General features: G+C 59.8%; 20 protein-coding genes. 14 read left to right on the top strand and 6 right to left on the bottom strand.

Going from position 1 to position 19,750, the window contains the following annotated elements; all coding sequences use genetic code 11:
- Nucleotides 1-42: 42 nt before the first annotated feature.
- Genes cobO through CKV89_RS11935 form a run of 4 tightly spaced genes read left to right on the top strand, consistent with a single transcriptional unit; the run spans nt 43 to nt 3,354 of the window.
- Nucleotides 43-666, top strand: a complete 624-nt coding sequence (gene cobO, locus CKV89_RS09310) for a cob(I)yrinic acid a,c-diamide adenosyltransferase (protein WP_028326438.1) — start codon at nt 43-45, stop codon at nt 664-666.
- Nucleotides 663-2,072, top strand: a complete 1,410-nt coding sequence (locus tag CKV89_RS09305; RefSeq protein WP_028326437.1) for a cobyrinate a,c-diamide synthase — start codon at nt 663-665, stop codon at nt 2,070-2,072. Before cobO ends, CKV89_RS09305 begins: the two co-directional genes overlap by 4 nt.
- Nucleotides 2,051-3,151: an Rv2231c family pyridoxal phosphate-dependent protein CobC gene (gene cobC / locus CKV89_RS09300; RefSeq protein ID WP_034400395.1), complete on the top strand. Its 1,101-nt coding sequence runs from the start codon at nt 2,051-2,053 to the stop codon at nt 3,149-3,151. The genes CKV89_RS09305 and cobC overlap by 22 nt, the downstream gene beginning before the upstream one ends.
- Nucleotides 3,148-3,354: a hypothetical protein gene (locus CKV89_RS11935; RefSeq protein ID WP_084440825.1), complete on the top strand. Its 207-nt coding sequence runs from the start codon at nt 3,148-3,150 to the stop codon at nt 3,352-3,354. The genes cobC and CKV89_RS11935 overlap by 4 nt, the downstream gene beginning before the upstream one ends.
- 90 nt (nt 3,355-3,444) lie before the next feature.
- Here CKV89_RS11935 and CKV89_RS09290 read toward each other — a convergent pair whose 3' ends face one another.
- Nucleotides 3,445-4,050 (bottom strand): DUF3043 domain-containing protein, encoded by a 606-nt coding sequence (locus CKV89_RS09290; RefSeq protein ID WP_034400393.1) that lies wholly within the window; start codon nt 4,048-4,050, stop codon nt 3,445-3,447.
- A 192-nt stretch (nt 4,051-4,242) separates the two neighbouring features.
- Here CKV89_RS09290 and CKV89_RS09285 point away from each other — a divergent pair, with 192 nt between their 5' ends.
- The 8 genes from CKV89_RS09285 (at nt 4,243) to CKV89_RS09250 (ending at nt 12,614) form a co-directional block, all read left to right on the top strand.
- Nucleotides 4,243-5,604, top strand: a complete 1,362-nt coding sequence (locus CKV89_RS09285) for a dipeptidase (protein WP_028326434.1) — start codon at nt 4,243-4,245, stop codon at nt 5,602-5,604.
- Between the two features lie 41 nt (nt 5,605-5,645).
- A complete protein-coding gene (locus tag CKV89_RS09280) occupies nt 5,646-6,803 on the top strand; it encodes a glycerate kinase (protein ID WP_084440824.1) in 1,158 nt (385 codons plus the stop codon).
- Between the two features lie 205 nt (nt 6,804-7,008).
- The gene (erpA, locus tag CKV89_RS09275; RefSeq protein ID WP_028326432.1) at nt 7,009-7,359 is read left to right on the top strand and encodes an iron-sulfur cluster insertion protein ErpA; all 351 of its coding nucleotides are present in this window, start codon (nt 7,009-7,011) and stop codon (nt 7,357-7,359) included.
- A gap of 140 nt (nt 7,360-7,499) precedes the next feature.
- Nucleotides 7,500-8,507, top strand: coding sequence for a carbohydrate kinase family protein (locus tag CKV89_RS09270; protein WP_028326431.1), 1,008 nt, complete (start codon nt 7,500-7,502; stop codon nt 8,505-8,507).
- A 45-nt stretch (nt 8,508-8,552) separates the two neighbouring features.
- Nucleotides 8,553-9,305, top strand: coding sequence for a leucyl/phenylalanyl-tRNA--protein transferase (gene aat / locus CKV89_RS09265; protein ID WP_231935376.1), 753 nt, complete (start codon nt 8,553-8,555; stop codon nt 9,303-9,305).
- Nucleotides 9,306-9,647: 342 nt separating this feature from the next.
- Nucleotides 9,648-10,481, top strand: a complete 834-nt coding sequence (gene ctaC, locus CKV89_RS09260; RefSeq protein WP_456236319.1) for an aa3-type cytochrome oxidase subunit II — start codon at nt 9,648-9,650, stop codon at nt 10,479-10,481.
- 4 nt (nt 10,482-10,485) lie between these two features.
- Nucleotides 10,486-12,210: an aa3-type cytochrome oxidase subunit I gene (gene ctaD / locus CKV89_RS09255; RefSeq protein WP_034400392.1), complete on the top strand. Its 1,725-nt coding sequence runs from the start codon at nt 10,486-10,488 to the stop codon at nt 12,208-12,210.
- A complete protein-coding gene (locus CKV89_RS09250) occupies nt 12,207-12,614 on the top strand; it encodes a cytochrome c oxidase subunit 4 (protein ID WP_028326428.1) in 408 nt (135 codons plus the stop codon). Before ctaD ends, CKV89_RS09250 begins: the two co-directional genes overlap by 4 nt.
- 201 nt (nt 12,615-12,815) lie before the next feature.
- Here the strand turns inward: CKV89_RS09250 and CKV89_RS11930 are convergent, their stop codons facing one another.
- Complete coding sequence (locus CKV89_RS11930) at nt 12,816-13,034, bottom strand: hypothetical protein (protein ID WP_157728107.1); 219 nt, start codon at nt 13,032-13,034, stop codon at nt 12,816-12,818.
- Nucleotides 13,035-13,038: 4 nt separating this feature from the next.
- Between CKV89_RS11930 and CKV89_RS09245 the strand changes: the two genes are divergently transcribed.
- Entirely contained in the window at nt 13,039-14,100 is a 1,062-nt protein-coding gene (locus tag CKV89_RS09245; protein ID WP_157728106.1) for a L,D-transpeptidase, read from the top strand.
- Between the two features lie 42 nt (nt 14,101-14,142).
- On the opposite strand, the gene arsA is transcribed toward CKV89_RS09245, so the two are convergent.
- Nucleotides 14,143-15,930 (bottom strand): arsenical pump-driving ATPase, encoded by a 1,788-nt coding sequence (gene arsA, locus CKV89_RS09240; protein WP_051277117.1) that lies wholly within the window; start codon nt 15,928-15,930, stop codon nt 14,143-14,145.
- Between the two features lie 178 nt (nt 15,931-16,108).
- Here arsA and CKV89_RS09235 point away from each other — a divergent pair, with 178 nt between their 5' ends.
- A complete protein-coding gene (locus CKV89_RS09235; protein WP_197697048.1) occupies nt 16,109-16,396 on the top strand; it encodes an ArsR/SmtB family transcription factor in 288 nt (95 codons plus the stop codon).
- An 11-nt stretch (nt 16,397-16,407) separates the two neighbouring features.
- On the opposite strand, the gene CKV89_RS09230 is transcribed toward CKV89_RS09235, so the two are convergent.
- The 3 genes from CKV89_RS09230 to qcrA form a co-directional block, all read right to left on the bottom strand.
- A complete protein-coding gene (locus CKV89_RS09230) occupies nt 16,408-16,758 on the bottom strand; it encodes a metallopeptidase family protein (RefSeq protein WP_028326426.1) in 351 nt (116 codons plus the stop codon).
- Nucleotides 16,759-16,882: 124 nt separating this feature from the next.
- Nucleotides 16,883-18,571, bottom strand: coding sequence for a cytochrome bc1 complex cytochrome b subunit (gene qcrB / locus CKV89_RS09225; RefSeq protein ID WP_034400390.1), 1,689 nt, complete (start codon nt 18,569-18,571; stop codon nt 16,883-16,885).
- Complete coding sequence (qcrA, locus tag CKV89_RS09220; protein ID WP_028326425.1) at nt 18,568-19,722, bottom strand: cytochrome bc1 complex Rieske iron-sulfur subunit; 1,155 nt, start codon at nt 19,720-19,722, stop codon at nt 18,568-18,570. The genes qcrB and qcrA overlap by 4 nt, the downstream gene beginning before the upstream one ends.
- Nucleotides 19,723-19,750 lie beyond the last annotated feature (28 nt).

Genomic DNA, 19,750 nt, shown 5'->3' with positions numbered 1-19,750 from the left:
TGTTGTGTTGTGTTGTGTTGGGTTGTTGTTGAGGAGGTTGTTGTGGTTCGTGGTGTTCCCAGTTGTGTTCCTGATGATGGGTTGACTACGCGTGAGCGGCGGGATCGTGCTGTTTTGGCTGTGAATACGGGGGAGGGGAAGGGGAAGTCCACGGCTGCGTTTGGGATGGCGTTGCGGGCGTGGAATGCGGGTTTGTCGGTGGTGGTGTTTCAGTTTGTGAAGTCGCCGAAGTGGAAGGTGGGGGAGGAGGCGGTGTTGCGGCGGTTGGGGCAGCTGCATGAGGAGGATCCGGCGGTGGGGGCGCCGGTTGAGTGGCACAAGATGGGGTCGGGGTGGTCGTGGACGCGTTCCAATAGTGGAGATGTTGAGATGGAACAGGCTGAGGTTGCGCGGCAGGGCTGGGTGGAGGTTGCTCGGCGGTTGGGGCAGGAGCAGCACGATTTTTATGTGTTGGATGAGTTCACGTATCCGCTGGATTGGGGATGGGTGGATGTCGATGAGGTGGTGGAGACGTTGCGGGCTCGTCCTGGTAAGCAGCATGTGGTTGTGACGGGGCGGCGGGCGCCGGCTGCGTTGGTGGATGCGGCGGATTTAGTGACGGAGATGACGAAGGTGAAGCATCCGTTTGATGTTGGCCAGAAGGGGCAGCGCGGGATCGAATGGTGAGTACTCATAGTTTGCCGCGTGTGCTGATTGCGGCGCCTGCTTCTGGTAGTGGCAAGACGATGATCACTACGGGGTTGTTGGCGGCATTGCATCGTCGTGGGTTGGTGGTTTCTCCGCACAAGGTGGGGCCGGATTACATCGATCCGGGGTATCACGAGGCTGCGTGTGCTCGGGTGGGGCGGAATTTGGATGCGCACATGGTGGGTGTGGATCGGATTGTGCCGTTGTTGTTGCATGGTGCGTTGTCGCCGTCGGTGGCTGATGTGGCGGTGATTGAGGGTGTTATGGGGTTGTTTGATGGCGCGTTGGGTAGGGAGGGGTTTGCTTCGTCGGCGCATGTGGCGAAGTTGACGCAGACTCCGGTGATTTTGGTGGTGAATTGTGCGTCGGCGTCGCGGAGTGTGGGGGCGGTGGTGCATGGTTTTGCTTCGTTTGATCCGCAGGTGAGGGTGGCGGGGGTCATTCTTAATAATGTGGCTTCGCCGCGTCATGAGGCGGAGGCGCGGGCTGCGGTGGTTGGGGTGGGGGTTCCGGTGGTGGGGTGTATTCCGCGGTTGCCGGACATTGTGGTGCCGAGCCGGCATTTGGGGTTGATTCCGGCGGCGGAGCGGCGCCCGGAGGCGTTGGCTGCGGTGGATGCGTTGGCGTGTATGGCGCAGCAGCATTTGGATCTTGATGCGATTGTGGAGGTGGCTAGGTCTGCACCTGAGCTGGAGGGTCAGGCGTGGTCTCCTGGGGCTGCGTTGGCCTCTGTTGGGGGCGTTTGTGCTGGTAGTGGGGTGCGTGTTGCTGTGGCTGGTGGGGCTGCGTTCACGTTTGGGTATGCAGAGAATGTGGAGTTGTTGCAGGCTGCGGGGGCGCAGGTGGTGTCGTTTGATCCGCTGCGGGATAGTGAGTTGCCTGAGGCTGATGCGTTGGTGATTCAGGGTGGTTTCCCAGAGGTGTATGCCTCGGCGTTGGGGACGAACCGGTCGATGTTGGATGCGGTGCGTAGGTTTACAGCTTCGGGGGCTCCGGTGGTGGCTGAGTGCGCGGGGATGCTTTATTTGGCGCAGGAGTTGGATGGCGCGCAGATGACGGGTGTGTTGCCGTTGATTGCCTCGATGCATCCGCGGTTGGTGTTGGGGTATCGGCAGGCTGTGGCTGATTGTGATTCGGTGTTGGCTGCTGCTGGTGATCGTGTGACGGGGCATGTGTTCCATCGCACGAGGGTGGTGCCGGCTCCGGATGCGGGTGTGGTTCCGGGGGCGTGGGTGCTGCGTGATCATGCTGATCGGGTCGAGGTTGATGGTGTGGTGTCGGGAAATGTGGTTGCGGGGTATTTGCACACGCATTGGGCTGGTGCGCCGCAGTTCGCGGCTCGTTTGGTGGAGCAGGCGTGTGCATGGCGGGATGGTGTGCGGTGATTGATGGGGTGGATTTGCGTCATCACGGTGATGTTGAGGCGCGGGGGGTGTGTTGGGATTTTGCGGTGAATGTTGCGGTGGGAGAGCCTCCGTTGTTTGTGGCGGAGGCGTTGCGGGAGTCTCTGGGTGGGGTGGCTGCGTATCCGGATGAGTTTCCGACGCGCCGGGTGGTGGCTGAGCATGTGGGGGTCGATCCGGCGTGTGTGTTGTTGGTGAATGGGGTGGCGGAGGCGTTTGGGCTGGTGGCGAGGCTGCGGTCGTGGCAGCGGCCGTGTGTGGTGCATCCGCAGTTCACTGAGCCGGAGGCGGCGCTGGTGGGTGCGGGGCATCAGGTGGTGCGGCATGTGTTAGATGCTGAGGATGGGTTTGTGTTGCGTGCCGCTCAGGTGGATGAGGGCGCTGATGTGGTGGTGGTGGGGAATCCGACTAATCCGACGTCGGTGTTGCATCCGCGTGGTGAGGTGTTGGGTTTGTTGAGGCCGGGGCGTGTGGTGGTGGTGGATGAGGCGTTTATGGATGTTGCGGTTGGTGTTGGTGTTGGTGTTGGTGGGGTTCGGGGGTCGGAGTCGTTGTTGGTGGATGCTGCGTGCACGCAGGGGTTGGTGGTGTTGCGGAGTTTGACGAAGACGTTTGGGTTGGCGGGTGTTCGAGCTGGGTTTGTGGTGGCTGAGCCGGGGTTGGTGGAGCAGTTGCGGCAGTTGCAGTCGCCGTGGTCGGTGAATGTTCCGGCGTTGGCGGCGATGCGTGCGGTGTGTTCGCAGGAGGGGGAGGAGTTTGCTGCTGGGGTGGCAGAGCGGGTGGTGCGGGATCGTGAGTTGTTGGTGCAGGGGTTGCGGCAGCGTGGGTTTGATGTGGTTTCGGGGGCTGCTGGGCCGTTTGTGTTAGTGCGCCATCAGCGGGCGGTGTGGGTGCGTGAGGTGTTGCGGCAGCGTGGGGTGGGGTTGAGGCGTGGGGATACGTTTCCGGGGTTGGGATCGCAGTGGTTGCGGATTGCTGCGCGGGCAGCGCGGGAGCGTGAGGTGTTGTTTGAGCAGGTTGATGGGTTAGGGCTCAGGGGTGGGTCTAGGGTGGGTTTATGAGTGATTGGGTGTGGAAAGCGTTTGATGATGGTGGCGCTCAGGTGCGGGTTGCTGATGCTGAGGTGCCGTTTGAATCGCGGGAGGACGCGGAGGCGTGGTTGGGGGAGTCGTGGTTGGGGTTGACGGAGTTGGGGGTGGTGTCGGTGTCGTTGTTGTGTGGGGGTGAGGTTGTGTATGGGCCGATGTCGCTTGAGCAGGAGTGATGTTGGTGGTGCATATGTGTGAAGGGGTGTTTTCCTTTGGTGAGGAAAACACCCCTTCACAGGTGTGTTGGCAGGTGGTGCCCCTGGCGGTCAGGAGGGGTACTGGCCGCGTTTGACTTGGGGTTTGGGGACGCGTCCTACGCGCATTTGTAGCGCGCGGGTGATGGTGTACCACAGGCCACCTTTGGCTGGTGGTGCGCCGAATTTGGTGGTGACTGCTTTTTTGACTTGGAACCACATCACGGTGACGTCGATGGCTGCTATGAGTACTGCGCCGTAGACGATCGAGTATCCGATTGCCATGACCGTGGGGTGAGTGATGAGTGTGACGGGCAACCCCAGCACCATGACGATCAAAAGGTATTCAGCAAAGGAGCGGCGTGCGTCGATCCAGTCACGCATGAAGCGGCGTTCAGTTCCGCGGTCGCGTCGGGGTAGAGCCCATTCTTCGCCAGCTTCCATGGCTAGACGGATTTTGTAGCGGCGTTCTCGTTCTTCGAGTCGGGATTGCCGTTTGGCGGCTTTGCGGTCGGCGGGGACCAGTGGGCGTTTGCGGGCTGCTTCGGCTTGTTTGCGTGTGGGGGTGGGGCGCCCTTTGCCTGCGGATTTGGTGGTGGCAGGCACGGATGCTGGGTCAACGGTGGACGTGGTTTCCGTGGCGCCGTTGGGCTGGTCGGCGGATTTCTTGCTGGACACCTTGCACACTCTAGCTTGGTGATGTCTTTGGATGGGTGAGCTGCGCGGTGGTAGGTGCTTTTGACCTGCAGGGATTGCGGTGTAGGTGATGGTCTTGTGCTGTGGCGAGGTGGGGGAGGTTTTGGGTTAGATGGGGTGCGTTGTCAGTGTTATTGGGGTTCTGGGGAGTGTTGGCGGGGATATTGTTCGGCCATGACCGATACAGAGGCGTTGCGAACCAAAATCGCTGATCTTATGCCAGGTGTACTAGAAGATTTGATGGCGTTGGCGCGGATCCCGAGTGTGTCTGCGTTGCCTGAGCACGATAAAGACGTGCAGGCCAGCGCGGAAGCTGTGGCGGAATTGTTGCGTGCTGAAGGCGCTGAGGTGAAGGTGGTTGCTGAGGGTGGTAAGCCTGCGGTGATTGGCCGTGTGGCGGGCCCTGCGCCGGTTGATGGGAAACGGCCGGCGCGGGTGTTGCTGTATGCCCACCATGATGTTCAGCCCGCTGGTGTGGAGTCGCAGTGGGCTAGTGCGCCATTTGAGCCGCAGCAGCGTGGTGAGCGTTTGTATGGTCGTGGTACTGCTGACGATAAAGCTGGTGTAATGGCGCATCTTGCTGCGTTGCGTGCTTTTGGGGGTAAGCCTCCGGTTGAGGTGATCGTGTTTGTGGAGGGTGAGGAGGAGTCTGGTTCGCCGAGTCTTCCTGCCTTGTTGGATAAGTATCGGGATGAGCTTGAGTGCGATGTGATTGTGCTTGCTGACTCTTCGAACTGGGCGGTGGGTACGCCTGCGTTGACGACGTCGTTGCGGGGCAATGTGCGTTTGAAGGTGACGTTGTCGACGTTGGCGCATGGGTTGCACTCGGGCATGTTTGGTGGGGTGGTGCCGGATGCGATTACGACGATGTGTCGTCTTTTGGGGACGTTGCATAACGCTGATGGTTCGGTGGCGGTGCCGGGGTTGGTGAGTGAGGAAACTTCGGGGGTGGATTACACCGCGGAGGAGATTCGTCGTGACTCCAGTGTTCTTGATGGTGTGGAGCTGATTGGTAAGGGCACGTTTGCCTCGCGTTTGTGGTTGCAGCCGACGGTGACGGTGGTTGGTTTTGATGCTCCTGCGGTGGAGGGGGCGGCGAATTTGTTGTCGCCTTCGTGTTCGGCGTTGTTGTCGGTGCGGATTGCTCCTGCTCAGGATGCTGATGCTGCGGCCGCGGCGGTGACGAAGTTCTTGCAGGACAACGCACCGTGGGGGGCTCAGGTTGAGGTTGAGGTTGAGGATGCAGCGCCGGGTTCGGCTTTGCCGGCTTCGGGCCCGATTGTGGATGCGGCCCGTTCGGCTTTGCGCTCTTCGTGGGGCACTGAGCCGGTGGATGCCGGTATCGGTGGGTCGATTCCGTTTGTGGCTCAGTTCAATGACACCTTCCCTGAGGCAGTGGTGTTGGTGACGGGGGTGGAGGACCCGGATACGCGCGCGCACAGCACTGATGAGGGGCTGCACTTGGGTGATTTTGAGCATGCGTGTGTGGCTGAAGCGCTGATGTTCGAGAAGATCGCGCAGGTGTGGAAGAGCTGATTTGTCCCGCTGCGGGGGAGCGGTTTGGCACCATGTGAAGCGTGCGTATCTTGTTCGCTCCCTCGCAGTATTCCGGAATGTTGACGGCTGGCCAGGTCGCTGATGCGATGGCTGATGGGTGGTCTCGGCAGGCTCCTGGTGATGTGGTGATGTGTGCCCCGTTGTCTGCTGGTGAGGCTGGTTTCGCCAGTGTGGTGGAGGCGGCTGTTGGTGGGGTTTCGGTGGGGGTGACAGTTGCTGATCCGTTGGGGCGTGATGTGCCTGCGACGGTGTTGTTGGCTGAGGTTGGTGGGGTGCGTACGGGGTTTGTGGAGGCTGCGCAGGCGGCGGGGTTGCATTTATTGGATGCCGCTGATCGTGACCCGTGCGTGACGAGCACGTTTGGGGTGGGGCAGATGATTGAGGTGGCGGTGGCTGAGGGCGCTTCGCGGGTTGTGGTGGCGTGTGGGGGGACGGGCACAAATGATGCTGGTGCGGGCATGTTGGCTGCTTTGGGGGCGGGGCAGGGGCCTGCGTTGTGTTCAGGTGGGGGTGCGTTGGGTCAGATTTCGCCAGATGACGTGGCGGGTTTGGAGGCGGTGCGGGATCGTTTGATTGGGGTGGAGTTGGTGGTTGCGGCGGAGGGGTCGTTGCCGTTGTTGGGGTTCAGTGGGGCTTCGGCCACGACGGCGCCGGAGAAGGGCGCTTCGGTGGAGCAGACGCAGGAGTTGGAGCGTTCGCTGGGGCATTTCGTGGATGTGGTGGAGCGGGTTTTGCCGTCGGGGCTTGATTTGTTGACGGGGTTGCCGCGGCGGGTGACGCGGGTTCCTGGGGCGGGGGCTGGTGGTGGCTTGGGGTATGGGCTTGTGGTGTTGGGTGCGCGGGTTGAGGACGCGGTCTCGCATGTGATGGGTTTGTGGAGTATGCGTGAGTTGTTGGGTGAGCATGATTTGGTGGTGACGGGGGAGCGGTGTTTTGACGGCCGTTCTGTGCATGCGGGGGTGGTGGTCAGCGTGGCGGCTGCGGCAGCGGAGTTCGCTCTTCCCACAATGGTGTTGGCGGGCCAGGTTGAGGTGGGGCGGCGAGAGTCGATGAGTGCGGGGGTTGCTGCGGTGTATGGGATTGTCGATAGGGGCGGGGACATGGCCAGTGTGATGGCTGATCCGGCTTCGGCGATCGCCGATCGTGCGCAGCGTCTAGCTCGCACGTGGAGTAGATGATGTGCGTTGTTCAGCGGGCGGAATAGCCCTGGGTGGGGCGGTGTTGTTGCTGGCGGGCCTGGCTGTCAGTCTGCGTGGACTGCGGGTAGCCTGAGAATGGACTTCGGTCGCAGGACCGATCAATTGAACGAGAGCACCGCGAGGGTGTGCAGGCTGGTGCCGTCGCTGGTACTTGCCGCCACATCGAGGTCGAGAGGTAGTCACTATGACCGTCCAGAACGAGACCGCCACGCACGGAGTGGTGTTGACTGACGTTGCTGCCGCTAAGGTCAAGAGCCTGCTGGAGCAGGAAGGCCGTGACGATCTGCGTCTGCGCATTGGTGTGCAGCCGGGAGGCTGCTCGGGTTTGATCTATCAGCTGTACTTCGATGAGCGCACCCTTGATGGGGATGCTGTGAAATCTTTCGATGGTGTTGAGCTGGTTGTTGACCGCATGAGCGCTCCGTATTTGGATGGCGCCACGATCGACTTCGCGGACACGATCGAGAAGCAAGGCTTCACTATCGACAACCCGAACGCAGGTAACTCTTGCGCTTGTGGTGACAGCTTCAGCTGATCGCTGTTGTGCATGTTCCCGTGTATGTGCGGGGATCGGTGACGGCTGGGTGTGTGCGTGGTGCACAGGCCCAGCCGTTTCGTGTGGGTGGGGTGGGGTGGGGGAGTGTCAGGGCAGCGTTGGTCGGATACCGTGGTGGAGTGCGTATTGCTATCACTGGTTCTCTAGCCCATGACAATCTGCTCACGTTCTCGGGGCGTTTCCATGACTCGTTCGTGGCTGAGCAGCTCGACAAAGTTTCCCTGTCTTTCCTCGCTGACGACTTGCAGGTGCGTCGTGGAGGCGTGGGCGGCAACATTTCTTTCGGTATGGGTGTCCTTGGTTTGGAGCCGTACCTGGTGGCGGCCGCCGGTGTCGATTTTGATGACTACCGTGCGTGGCTCGACCGTCACGGCGTGAACACCCTCGACCGTCACGGCGTGAACACCAAGGGTGTCAAGGTTTCGACCGAGCGCCACACCGCTCGTTTCACCTGCACAACGGACCGTGATTCGGCTCAGATCGCAACCTTCTATCCCGGTGCTATGTCTGAGGCGCGTGAGATCGAGCTTGAGCCGATCTCGCAGTCGGTTGGCGGTTTCGACCTGGTTCTTATTGGCCCCAATGATCCAGAGGCGATGGTTCGTCACACCGATGAGTGCCGTTCGCGTGGCATGAAGTTCGCAGCCGACCCCTCGCAGCAGCTTGCCTTCATGGAGGGTGAAGATATCCGCCGCCTCATCGACGGTGCCGAATACTTGTTCACCAATGAGTACGAAGCCCACTTGACCGAACAGAAGACGGGGTGGAGCTCCGAAGAGATCGCCCAGCGGGTTACCACTCGCGTCATCACTCACGGTAAAGATGGCGTGACTATCTCCACCAAGGGCAGCGAGTCGATCACGGTGGGCGTTGTTCCTGCAGAGAAAGTTGTTGACCCCACGGGTGTTGGCGACGCTTTCCGGGCTGGGTTCCTCGCGGGACTGCACTGGGGTCTTTCTCACGAGCGCTGCGCTCAGACTGGCGCAATGCTTGCCACTCACGTAGTTGAGACGGTCGGTACCCAGGAGTACGAGCACAACCTCGGTAACGCTTTGGAGCGTCTGCGTGCGGCGTACGGCGAGGAAGCTGCCAACGAGATCGGCGCGCACCTGCCTACGTTTGCCTGAGTGAGTTAATGATGTACCTCATGAACGAATTGCCGAGGTACAGCCATGATGGGTGAGGAAAGTCGGGGTCCGGGGCATCCCGTTTTCCCACCTGTTGTTCCGGGGAGCCGTAGCGGTCTTCCGTCGCTGCGGCCCTCTCCGGAAGACGATTTGGTGGGGGTTGGTGGTGATCTAAACCCGGCGACGTTGTTGCACGCGTACATCAATGGTGTTTTTCCCATGGGGTTGGGGGAGTGCGGGGCCGAGCCGATGGGGTGGTGGTCGCCGTTGCAGCGTGGTGTGCTCCGCCCGGCTGATCTGCGAGTACATCGGTCGTTGCGTAAGTCTGCGCGGCATTACATGGTGAGCGTGGATCGCGCTTTTGAGGCGGTGATGCGTAGATGCGCTGACCCGAATCGGCAGGGCCGGTGGATCACCGATCACATCGTGGATGCATACGTGGCTCTCCACGAGATGGGGTGGGCTCATTCAGTGGAGGTTTGGTCTGGCGGGGATTTAGTAGGTGGCCTTTATGGAGTCAGCATTGGTGGTCTTTTTGCTGGCGAATCGATGTTCCACGCAAGCAGAGATGCGTCCAAGGTGGCACTGATGGAGCTGGTCGACATTGTTGGCGATGACGGCGATGAGCGACGCCTTATTGATGTCCAGTGGGCTACTGCGCACCTGGCCAGCCTAGGTGTGAGCGAAATAAGCAGGGATGAGTACATAGTGGCGGCACAGCAAGCTGTGCAACTGCCCGTCCCGGCAGGGTTCGCTAGCGAATGGGCGAGGCGGCATGTCCAGCACTGCGTGATCTGAAAGAATGCTCTACGACCCCTGTGCGACAGCCGAAGGGAAGGGTGTAGCGCTTAGGGGTCGCGTGAGAGGGGCTAAAAGTTCCCAAATTGAGTAATTCCATTGCTTGTAGGGAGACGACCGGCCCCGATCGTGTCGTCGAGCGACGTATGCTTGCAGTCGGTATCGACGTGGCCTAAGTCTCTCATCTGACTTCCAGGTCACACTCAGGGTCGGTTGTGGCTAACTGGGTTCAAGCCGCGTCGTCGCGGCAGGGTCGAGGCCCGATGCTTGCCGATGGATCTGGATGGAAGGTGCACATTGCGCACGCAACAACTCACACCGACGAGGAGCCGTGCCCGGCGGTTGACCACCGCGGTCGGTACGGTCGGCCTGCTCATGGTCGCGCTCACCGCGTGCGGTAAAGGAGACATTTCCACGGGGTGGCTTCCTTACGGCGCCACCACAGGTGCACAACGAGTCACGCAGTTGTGGATCGGTATGTGGATCGCTGCCCTGGCCGTTGGTGCCCTGGTATGGGGTTTGACGATTTACTGCATGATTCGGTTCCGACGTAAAAAAGACGACGTCGGCCTCCCGCCGCAGCTGCGGTACAACGTTCCGATCGAGATGCTCTACACCGTGATCCCGGTCATGATGGTCGGGGTAATGTTCTACTTCGTTTACCAGGACGAGCGGGTCCTGTCTGACACCTCGCAGAAGCCCGATGTTGTTATCAACGTCGCCGGTAAGCAGTGGAGCTGGGACTTCAACTACATGGACTCCAACGTCCACGACTCCGGTGTGCAAGCAGATCTGACCGGTAGAGACGGCGTCTCTAAGACTCTCCCGACTCTCTATCTCCCGGTGAACAAGCGCGTCGAGTTCACTTTGACATCGCGTGATGTCATCCACTCGTTCTGGGTCCCGGCTTTCCAGCAAAAGCTCGACATGGTGCCCGGCAACGTCAACAAGTTCCAGGTGACCCCCACCCAGGTGGGCACATTCCAAGGTAAGTGTGCGGAGCTGTGCGGCGCCTACCACGCCACCATGCTTTTCAACGTCAAGGTCGTTCCCCAGGCCGAATATGACGCACACATCGAAAAGCTTCGCGCCGCAGGTAAAACCGGGATCCTCGGAACAGATTTGAACCGTCACCCGATGGCCCCGAACCAGCCGTCCATCAGCGGAAGGGATTGATCGGATGAGCGCCCTCATCGAACGTACTGAGAGCACACAACAACCGCGTGGCCCTAAGGGCGGCTTGGTGGGCAAGATCCTCACCACCACCGACCACAAGCTGCTCGGCATGATGTACTTCGCCACCACGATGTTCTTCTTTTGCTTTGGTGGCCTCCTCGCGCTGGTGATCCGCGCTGAACTGTTCGACCCAGGGTTGCAGATCGTGCGCAACCTGGAGCAGTTCAACCAGATGTTCACGATGCACGGCTCGATCATGCTGCTGCTGTTTGCGACTCCTCTCTTCGCTGGTTTCGCGAACGCGTTGCTTCCCTTGCAGATCGGAGCCCCCGATGTAGCGTTCCCCCGCTTGAACGCGCTGGCCTACTGGCTGTACCTCTTCGGCGGCTTGGTTGCTTGCTCCGGCTTCCTCCTGCCTTCAGGTGCCGCGAGCTTCGGCTGGTTTGCTTACACGCCGCTGTCGAACGCCACCTACAGCCCCAGCCTGGGTGGAGACCTGTGGATCCTCGGGTTCGCTGTGACCGGTTTCAGCTCAATCATGGGTGCGGTCAACTTCATCACCACCGCCACCTGCATGCGCGCACCGGGCATGACAATGTTCCGGATGCCTGTGTTCAGCTGGACGGTTGTTGTTACCTCGATCCTGGTATTGATGGCCTTCCCTGTTTTGACTGCGGCCTGGGTCGCTCTTGCTGGTGACCGCATGTTCGGCATGCACATCTACGACCCGGCACACAGCGGTCCCATCCTGTACCAGCACCTGTTCTGGTTCTTCGGTCACCCTGAGGTGTACATCCTCGCGCTGCCGTTCTTCGGTATCGTCTCGGAGATTCTTCCGGTGTTCTCCCGTAAACCGATTTTCGGTTACAAGGGTCTGATCTTCGCCACGATCGCTATCGCCGCGTTGTCTGTGACGGTGTGGGCTCACCACATGTACGTCACCGGTCAGGTGCTGCTGCCGTTCTTCTCGATCATGACGATGCTGATCGCAGTTCCTACCGGCGTGAAGTTCTTCAACTGGATCGGCACCTTGTGGGGCGGATCGCTCACCTTCGAGACGCCCATGCTCTGGACGATCGGCTTCATCGTCACCTTCCTTTTCGGTGGGCTGACCGGTGTTGTGCTCGCCAGCCCAGCGTTGGACTTCCACCTCTCGGACAGCTACTTCGTGGTGGCACACTTCCACTACACGATTTTCGGCACGGTTGTTTTCTCGATGTTCGCTGGCTACTACTTCTGGTGGCCAAAGTTCACAGGAAAGATGCTCGACGAGAAGCTCGGCAAGCTGCACTTCTGGCTGTTGTTCTTCGGCTTCCACGGCACCTTCCTTGTTCAGCACGTCTTGGGTATGCAGAACATGCCTCGCCGTTACGGTGACTACCTCATCGAGGACAACGTCCACCTGCTCAACCAGATCTCCACGGTTGCCTCGTTCGTGCTTGCGATCTCGATGCTTCCCTTCTTCTACAACGTGTGGAAGACCTGGAAGTACGCGCCGAAGGTTACCGTCGACGACCCATGGGGATATGGCGCGTCGCTAGAGTGGGCAACCTCGTGCCCGCCGCCGCGCCACAACTTCGACTCCATCCCCCGGATTCGTTCAGAGCGCCCCGCGTTCGACTTGCACCACCCGCAGGTGGCTGAGGTCGCCTCGCCGGTCGCCGACCGTGAGGTTCTCAGTCAGCTCAGCGGCACCAGCAACAACGACGCGAAGGGTGGTCAGCGATGAGGGAAGTCAGCAATGTCTTCACGTTGATGGCAATTTTCTTCCTGCCGATTGCTGTTCTCTACACTTTCTGGACCAACGCCACAGGCCAGATTGAGTGGACCGGATCGGTGGCACTGTGGCTGCTGTGCATCATGAGTCTCATGGGCACGTTCGGGTTGCGCTCGGCGAGCAAGAAGCTCGACGAGGACCCAGCAGACAACCCTCGTGCTGATATCGCCGAGGCTGCGGGCGACTACGGCTTCTTTAGTCCTGGATCCGGCTGGCCGGTCTTCCTGGCCTTCGGCGCGACCACCGTTTTCGCTGGATTGGCTATCGGATGGTGGATGTTCATCATCGGTGTTGTATTCAGCATTGTTGCTTTGCTCGGATGGTGCTTTGAGTACTTCCGCGGCGACGTAATCTGAGTCAATTTTTCTCCTGAATGGTCGGGATTCCCTCAATTTGTGAGGGATCTCGGCCATTCGTGTTGCGGCCTATGTTTATATACCTGAGGCAGCGATGAAAAAAGGGCTGACCTCGGTATACAAGGGGGAGAGGCACGTCTTTGAATGCCGGGTCTAAGCTCATGAGTTGGCTAGCCTCAGGCAGACCAGACGCTGCCAGCGTCAAATCGTGCGTGGTGTGTAACGCACGCTGATGGGGGCTAAGGAGAGGATGACGATTCCCGTGTTCTCAGCGCGTGCCCGCATGCTGACATGGGCTGCAGCGGTGCTCTTGGCCGGGTCAGCTGGATTGAGTTCTTGTAACGGCGGAACCGAAACGACGACGTCTGCTCCGGCAGCTAAAGTCGAATCTTCCGTGAAAGACAACGCAAAGAATGTCACTCCGATGACTCCTTTGCGGATCACGACCGACGGCAAATTGTCGAAGGTGGAAGTCTTCGTTAAAGACAAACCAGGAAAGCTCAGTGGAGCCATTGACCAGACAGGGACGTGGGTCAATAGTGAGCCACTCTCTTTGGATACCGAATACGTGGTGAGAGCAACTGCCGTCAATGCGGCGGGCGAGTCCACCGAAATCGAGCAAACATTTTCCACAGTTACCCCGAAAGTGGACGCTACCTACACGGTTACCCCCGACGGGGCCACGGTGGGAGTAGGTATGCCAGTGGTGGTGAGGTTTGACAGCCCGGTGGAGACCGACGCGCAACGCGCTGAAGTAGAAAAACGCGTATCTGTGCGAACTTCCACGAAAACAAAAGGCGCATGGGGGTGGACTGACCAGTTCACGCTGATGTGGCGCCCTATGTCGTATTGGAAACCGAAAACGAAAGTTTCAGTCAACGCTGACCTGGAAGGCGTTCAGACTGGGTCTGGTAAGTGGATCCGCAAGAGTAAGAAAGCTGCTTTCACGATCGCGAACAGGGCACGCGTGGTGAAAGTCAATCTCAGCGACCACAACATGAAAGTGGTCGAGAACGGGAAAGTCATAGCGCAGTATCCGATTAGCGCAGGCCGGGAGATTGGTTCTTGGGAAACCCGGTCAGGCACCAAAGTGATCACTGAGCTGCATGAAAGCCTTGTTATGGATGCAGGCACTCTCGGCGTCGGAGCTAACGATCCGAACTATTACAAAACTGAAGTGAAGTACGCAGTGCGTGTCACGAACACGGGAGAGTTTTTCCACTCTGCTCCGTGGTCTGTATCTGCGCAGGGCTATCGGAACGTCTCGCATGGTTGCGTGAATATGAGTCCTGGGGCAGCAAGAGAGTTCTTTAACGGAACGATCATTGGAGATCCCGCCGAGTTTGTTGGTTCTAGTCGGGAGATGTCCCCAGAAGATGGCATGCCGGTGTGGCTGTACACGTGGAAAGAATGGAAACAGCTCAGTGCGATAGAGCCCGCGCAGCCAACGCCTGCAGCCAGCCGTTCTGCCACGCCAGCTCAATAACCACAGTTTCGCCCGTGGCAAGGAAGAGGTTTCTATCCCCATCTAGTTCGTGAGGGTGGTTAGCTCAGGCAATCCGCCGGGGTCACGGGATTGAGTGGGAACCACCGCGAGGCGAGTTGCAGCCTGACGAACTGTGTCGATGTGGTCGAGTTCGGTGTGGGCGTAAGTGGCTAGCCGGGTGCTGGTGGGATGGGCAGCCGCTAGGGAGTTGTTTACTACCCAGGCCCAAGGGTGGATGTCGGCCCGCGCGAGGGAGGTTGCGAGTTCTTGTGCTTCGAGAACGGGAGTGCTCTGGGGCAGAGTGACCACGATGATCCGGGTGTAGTTGGGGTCTTGGAGGCGCATCAGAGGCGTGGTGATGCGGCTTCGCTGTCTTTGGTCCAAGTGCCGGACGATGTCGCGGTGATACGAGCCGGTGGTGTCCATGAGGAGCAAGGTGTGGCCCGTGGGGGCGGTGTCAATGACGACGAACTGGTTCCGGGCGCGGTTCACGGCGCGGCTGAACTGTTGGAAGACGGCGATCTCCTCGGTGCACGGACTCATGAGATCTTCAGCGAGCGCAGCTCGCCCATCCTCATCAAGGTCCTTGCCCTGGGTTTTCATGACGCGATCGCGGTAGATGCGGGTTGCCTTAATGGGGTCGATGGTGCTGACTTCGAGACCTTCGAGCTCTTTCTCGAGTGTGGTGGTGATGTGAGCGGCTGGGTCGGTAGTGGTCAGTAGCACCTTCTTGCCACGTCGGGCCAAGGCGATGGCGATGGCGGCGGCGATGGTGGTTTTGCCTACACCGCCCTTGCCCATGGTCATCACCAGACCATGGTCTTCAGGGGAGAGTCCGTCGACGAGGGTAGCTAGCTGTGGCTGATCGGGCAGCTCGATCGTGGGGGCGTTGGCGTGGGTGAGCGTGTCATGGCTACTGAAGAGTGAGGTGAGGGAGTCGATGCTGACCATGTTGGTGCCCTTGAGGGTGATCTCGTCGCGGGGCAGTGTAGCCAGGGCGGGCGTCATTGCTGCAAGCGCTACGCGTTCGCGTTCACGGATAGCTTGGTATAGGGGGTCAGCGTCGTCACTGTCAGGAAGAATGCCGTTGATGACTAGGTGGGTGGCGTGAATGTCGAGGTCTGCGAGCTCGTCCAGGGTCCGCGCTGCTTCACACAGGGCCGTTCTCTGAGGGCGGGCGACTAGAACTAGGCGGGTGCTCTCAGAGTCGGTGAGGGTGTTCGCTGCGGCGCGATAGGTAGCCTGATTTTTCTTCAGGCCTGCCATGGGGCCTAGGTAGGAGGTGTCTCCTTTGCCTCTGTCGAGGTAGGCGCTCCAGTCCCCGGGTAGCTGCAGCAACCGGATGGTGTGCCCTGTCGGTGCGGTATCGAAGATGATGTGGTCGTAGCCTGCGGTCTTGGTCGGATCGGCCAGCAGGGTGGTGAATTCGTTGAATGAGGCGATCTCGGTAGTGCATGAGCCCGATAACTGTTCGGTGATGGTGGCGATCTGCGTGGCAGGAAGAATGGTGCGCACGGGATCGATGATCGAGTTGCGATAGGCCTCGGCGGCTTGTTCGGGATTGATCTCTAATGCATCGAGTCCCTCGGCAGCAGGGATCGGGGTGATGGTGTTGCCGATCTGTGTGCCGAAGATGTGCCCGACGTTGCTGGCTGGGTCGGTGCTGACTAGTAGAACGCGCTTACCCTGCTGGGTCAGTGTCACTGCCGTGGCGCAGGCAATGCTGGTTTTGCCTACGCCTCCCTTGCCGGTGAAGAAAAAGTGGCGAGGTGGGTTATTGAGGAAAGTTTTGCAGGACAGGGTGGGGTCGAAAGTATGGATGCTGCTCATGGCAGATCTTCTTCCACAGTTGTATTGATAAATATCGATATATCGAGCATGGTGAACATATCGATGGATGTCAATATTGAGAGGTGGGTTCTCTATGGCCACGACGAGAGCGCTCAGCGGGACGAGTCAGACTCAACAAGGCGAAGCGTTCGACGATTGCGGGCCCGATCTGCCGCCTATGCTCGTTCCCCGCGCAGAGGAACTAGCTGCCGTCGCTAAAGCGCTATCGGATCCAGTGCGGCTGCGCATCTTCCATCACATTGCCGCAAATAGCTGCTCGAGCGTCTGTGCCTGTCATCTGCCCGAGATGTTCGGCGTTAGTCAGCCCACGCTCTCACATCACCTCAAGAAGCTTCTTGAGGCTGGTCTTATCGATAAGGAGATGCGGGGTCGATGGGCTCACTTCACCCTTCGCGCCGAAGGCCTGGACACCTTCCGCGAGTTCCTCGCAGATCTGCCGCTTTGATGCGTTAGGTCCTAAGCCCACCCCAGTTCGTGAAGAGTGGCGTCATCTATACCGAAATGATGAGCGATTTCGTGCACGACGGTCACAGAAACTTCCCGGCGTAGCTGTGCACGTGAGTTGCACATTTGCAGCAGGGGGTTCTTGTAGATGGTGATGCGGTCTGGCAACACTGGCAGGTCAAATTCTGATCTTTCAGGTAAAGGCACACCGTCATACAGGCCAAGAAGGCCTGGTTCAGGAGCGTTGGCTTCAACGAGAAAAACGACATTCTCGAGAAGGTCCATGAAAGCTGCGGGAACTAAGTCGAGTGCTTCACCAACGATCTTCTCGAACTCTTCGTCGCTGACGTATAGGTGACTCATGGGCCTCTATCCGATCACGAGGTATTTGTTGCTCTCTGACGGTAGTGCGCCAGAACAACAAACGCCGCGGCGGGATCCTCCGAAATTCGAGGGATCCCGCCGCGGCGGCAATGGGCAGTGCGAGTTAGTGACGGCCAGTCAGAGCGTGGCTGTCATTGTTCTCGTCGTGTCCGTGGTGGTGAGCAGCCTCTACCTCTGCTGGTGTTGGCGGCTCAACACGGTCACTGAAGAAGAAGCGTGACCATGCGGCACGGCGCTTGTCGTTGCCCGCGGTGGGGGCGTCAACACCGTTGCCGTCCTGCCCGGTCACAAGCTCCAAGGGGCGCTGCACCTCATGGCCAGCCAGTGCCCACCGCTCGTACTCCGACAGAGGCTCGTGCACCTCGTAGAAGCGGCCATCAGCGGTCTGCTGGATGACGCCAGATTCGTGGCCGTGCAGCACCTTCTCGCGGTCCTGCAACTGCAGAGCTAGGCAGAGCCGCTTGACGGCGAAGAACACCAGAACCGGACCAACGAAGAAGAAGATCCGCAAGAAGACAGTGATGTCGTTGATTGCCAGACCTGTCTTAATCGCGATGATGTCGTTGGTGGTGGCTAGTGCCAAGCACAGGTAAGCCGTGAGCGCTCCAGCACCGATAGCGGTGCGGACCGGCTGGTTGCGGGGACGGTCGAGCAGGTGGTGCTCACGCTTGTCACCAGTGACCCAGGCCTCCAAGAAGGGGTATGCCCCCATGATGATGAAGACCACCGGGAGTAGGACGATCGAGCCCAGCGCAACGTTGAGGCTAAGCGTGAAGCCGAGGATCTCGAACTCCAGCCAGCCGGGCAGCAGACGCAGCGCACCGTCGGAGAACCACATGTACCAGTCAGGCTGGACACCTGCGGTCACCGGCGAGGGGTCGTAGGGGCCGTACATCCACACGGGGTTGATCGCCACCAGTGCCGAGACGAGCGTGATGACACCGAACACGATGAAGAAGAAACCACCGGCCTTGGCGGCGTACACCGGCATGACGGGGTAGCCAACGACGTTGTCGTTGGTGCGGCCCGGGCCGGGGTACTGGGTGTGTTTCTGCACGACGAGCAGAATCAGGTGGGCTGCCAGCAGAGCGATGAGGATCGCTGGGATGAGCAGCGCGTGCACCGTGAAGAGACGGGGAATGATCATCGTTCCGGGGAACGAGCCACCGAAGAGGAAGTAGCTCATGTAGCTACCGATCACCGGCGAGGAGAGCAAGAAGCCCTGCATCACGCGCAGACCGGTTCCAGAGAGCAAGTCATCGGGTAGGGAGTATCCGGCAAAACCTTCGATCATGGCCAGCAGCAACATGACGGTTCCGATGACCCAGTTAATCTCGCGGGGTTTACGGAAAGCGCCGGTGAAGAACACGCGTGCTGCGTGCAGGCCGACCGCGGCCACGAAGAACAGTGCGCCCCAGTGGTGGATCTGGCGGATGAGAAGACCACCGGCCACCTCGAAGGAGATGTGCATGGTGGAGTCGAATGCTGCACTGACGTGCAAGCCGTTCAGTGGCGCGTAGGAGCCTTCGTAGGTCACCTCGTTCATGGAGGGGACAAACCACATGGTCAGGAACACGCCGGTGATGAGGCAGGCGACCATGGAGTACATCGCCACTTCACCGAGCATGAAGGACCAGTGGTCCGGGAACACCTTGTGAAGGAGGTGACGGACGGGGCCAGCTAGGCCGGTCCGGTCGTCGAACCATCCACCAATTTTTCCGCCTATTGCGGGCTTGCGGGGCCCGTTATCGGCGGGGGTGGTTGCTGCGTCGTTGGCTGTTGTGGTGCTCATCCACGCTCCCAGAAGCTCGGGCCGACAGGTTCTTTGAAGCCTGCCGCAGCGACGAGGTATCCCTCTTTATCGACGGTGATCGGCAGCTGCGGCAGGGCGCGGTGCGCCGGACCGAAAACCACTTTGCAGTCCTGCTTGAGGTCAAAGGTTGACTGGTGGCAGGGGCAGAGCAGGTGGTGTGTCTGCTGTTCGTACAGGCCGACGGGGCAGCCTGCGTGGGTGCAGATCTTGTTGTAGGCGACGATGCCTTGGTAGCCCCAGTCGCGTTCTTTTTGGCTTTCGATGTCGTCTGGGTTCAGGCGCATGAGAAGGACGGGTGCCTTGGCTTTGCGCTCGAGGTATTCCAGGTCCTGGTCAAAGCGGTACTTGCCGGTGCGCTTTTCTTCTGCGGAGACGTAACCGAGTTTGTCCAGCTCGGCCAGGCTGGCTTCCATGTGCTCGGGGAGAACGTGGAAGGCCGAGCCGATAGTGACATCGGAGGCTTTGATGGGGGTCATCTCGGGGTCACGCATGAGGCGCATGCCGGTCTGCCAGAAAGTTTCGGACAGGTCTGCTTCGGGGAGCGGGCCTAGACCTCCGACGAGCTGGAGGGCCGGCGGGACGGCGAAGATGCCCAGTGCGGTGCCGCCGAGGATACCGATCATGGGGCGGCGTCCGAGCTGGGCGCCTTTAGCTCCCTCGGAGAGAGTTTCAGCAAAGCCGATGCGGTCTTCGTCGCTGGAGCGTAGAACGTGGCGTTGTTCCACGACCTCTTCTTCGGGCATGAGGGTCTTGGCCCAGTGCACGGCGGCCAAGCCGATACCGAGCAGGCTCAGACCCATGCACACACCGATGACGGTGTGTAGGAGGCTGACGTAGCCGAAGAAGGGCATGAAGAACAGCGTGGAGCGGTCGATCGCGAAGTACGCGATGACGAAGCCGATCGTGCCCAGGATCGACAGGGTGAAGAAGAACAGGACCTGCCGCTCGGCGCGCTTGGCGGCTTTAGGGTCGAGGTCGGCGTGGCGTGGCTGGTGCGGGGGCAGGCCGGGGTTGGTGAACCGCTCGGGGATGCCGCCGTCTCCGACGACATGGCCCGAGTTAAGAGACACAGCCTCGCTACTCGGTTCTTGGCCGGCGATCCCCGATCCGGGACTTCCGTGTTCGTTCATGTTGGTGTCAATCCTGTCGGTGCTGGTG

This window comes from Dermatophilus congolensis, from assembly GCF_900187045.1.
Classification (GTDB): domain Bacteria; phylum Actinomycetota; class Actinomycetes; order Actinomycetales; family Dermatophilaceae; genus Dermatophilus; species Dermatophilus congolensis.
The sequence above is the reverse complement of the archived record's forward strand: the minus strand, read 5'-3'. Positions and strand labels throughout refer to the sequence as shown.

What these genes read in the sequence shown, in the direction of transcription:
- cobC (WP_034400395.1), top strand. Translation starts at nt 2,051, where the DNA reads ATGGCGGGATGGTGTGCGGTGATTGATGGGGTGGATTTGCGTCATCAC.
- CKV89_RS11935 (WP_084440825.1), top strand. Translation starts at nt 3,148, where the DNA reads ATGAGTGATTGGGTGTGGAAAGCGTTTGATGATGGTGGCGCTCAGGTG.
- CKV89_RS09285 (WP_028326434.1), top strand. Translation starts at nt 4,243, where the DNA reads ATGACCGATACAGAGGCGTTGCGAACCAAAATCGCTGATCTTATGCCA.
- erpA (WP_028326432.1), top strand. Translation starts at nt 7,009, where the DNA reads ATGACCGTCCAGAACGAGACCGCCACGCACGGAGTGGTGTTGACTGAC.
- aat (WP_231935376.1), top strand. Translation starts at nt 8,553, where the DNA reads ATGATGGGTGAGGAAAGTCGGGGTCCGGGGCATCCCGTTTTCCCACCT.
- ctaD (WP_034400392.1), top strand. Translation starts at nt 10,486, where the DNA reads ATGAGCGCCCTCATCGAACGTACTGAGAGCACACAACAACCGCGTGGC.
- CKV89_RS09250 (WP_028326428.1), top strand. Translation starts at nt 12,207, where the DNA reads ATGAGGGAAGTCAGCAATGTCTTCACGTTGATGGCAATTTTCTTCCTG.
- CKV89_RS09245 (WP_157728106.1), top strand. Translation starts at nt 13,039, where the DNA reads ATGACTCCTTTGCGGATCACGACCGACGGCAAATTGTCGAAGGTGGAA.
- arsA (WP_051277117.1), bottom strand. Translation starts at nt 15,930, where the DNA reads ATGAGCAGCATCCATACTTTCGACCCCACCCTGTCCTGCAAAACTTTC.
- CKV89_RS09235 (WP_197697048.1), top strand. Translation starts at nt 16,109, where the DNA reads ATGCTCGTTCCCCGCGCAGAGGAACTAGCTGCCGTCGCTAAAGCGCTA.
- CKV89_RS09230 (WP_028326426.1), bottom strand. Translation starts at nt 16,758, where the DNA reads ATGAGTCACCTATACGTCAGCGACGAAGAGTTCGAGAAGATCGTTGGT.
- qcrB (WP_034400390.1), bottom strand. Translation starts at nt 18,571, where the DNA reads ATGAGCACCACAACAGCCAACGACGCAGCAACCACCCCCGCCGATAAC.
- qcrA (WP_028326425.1), bottom strand. Translation starts at nt 19,722, where the DNA reads ATGAACGAACACGGAAGTCCCGGATCGGGGATCGCCGGCCAAGAACCG.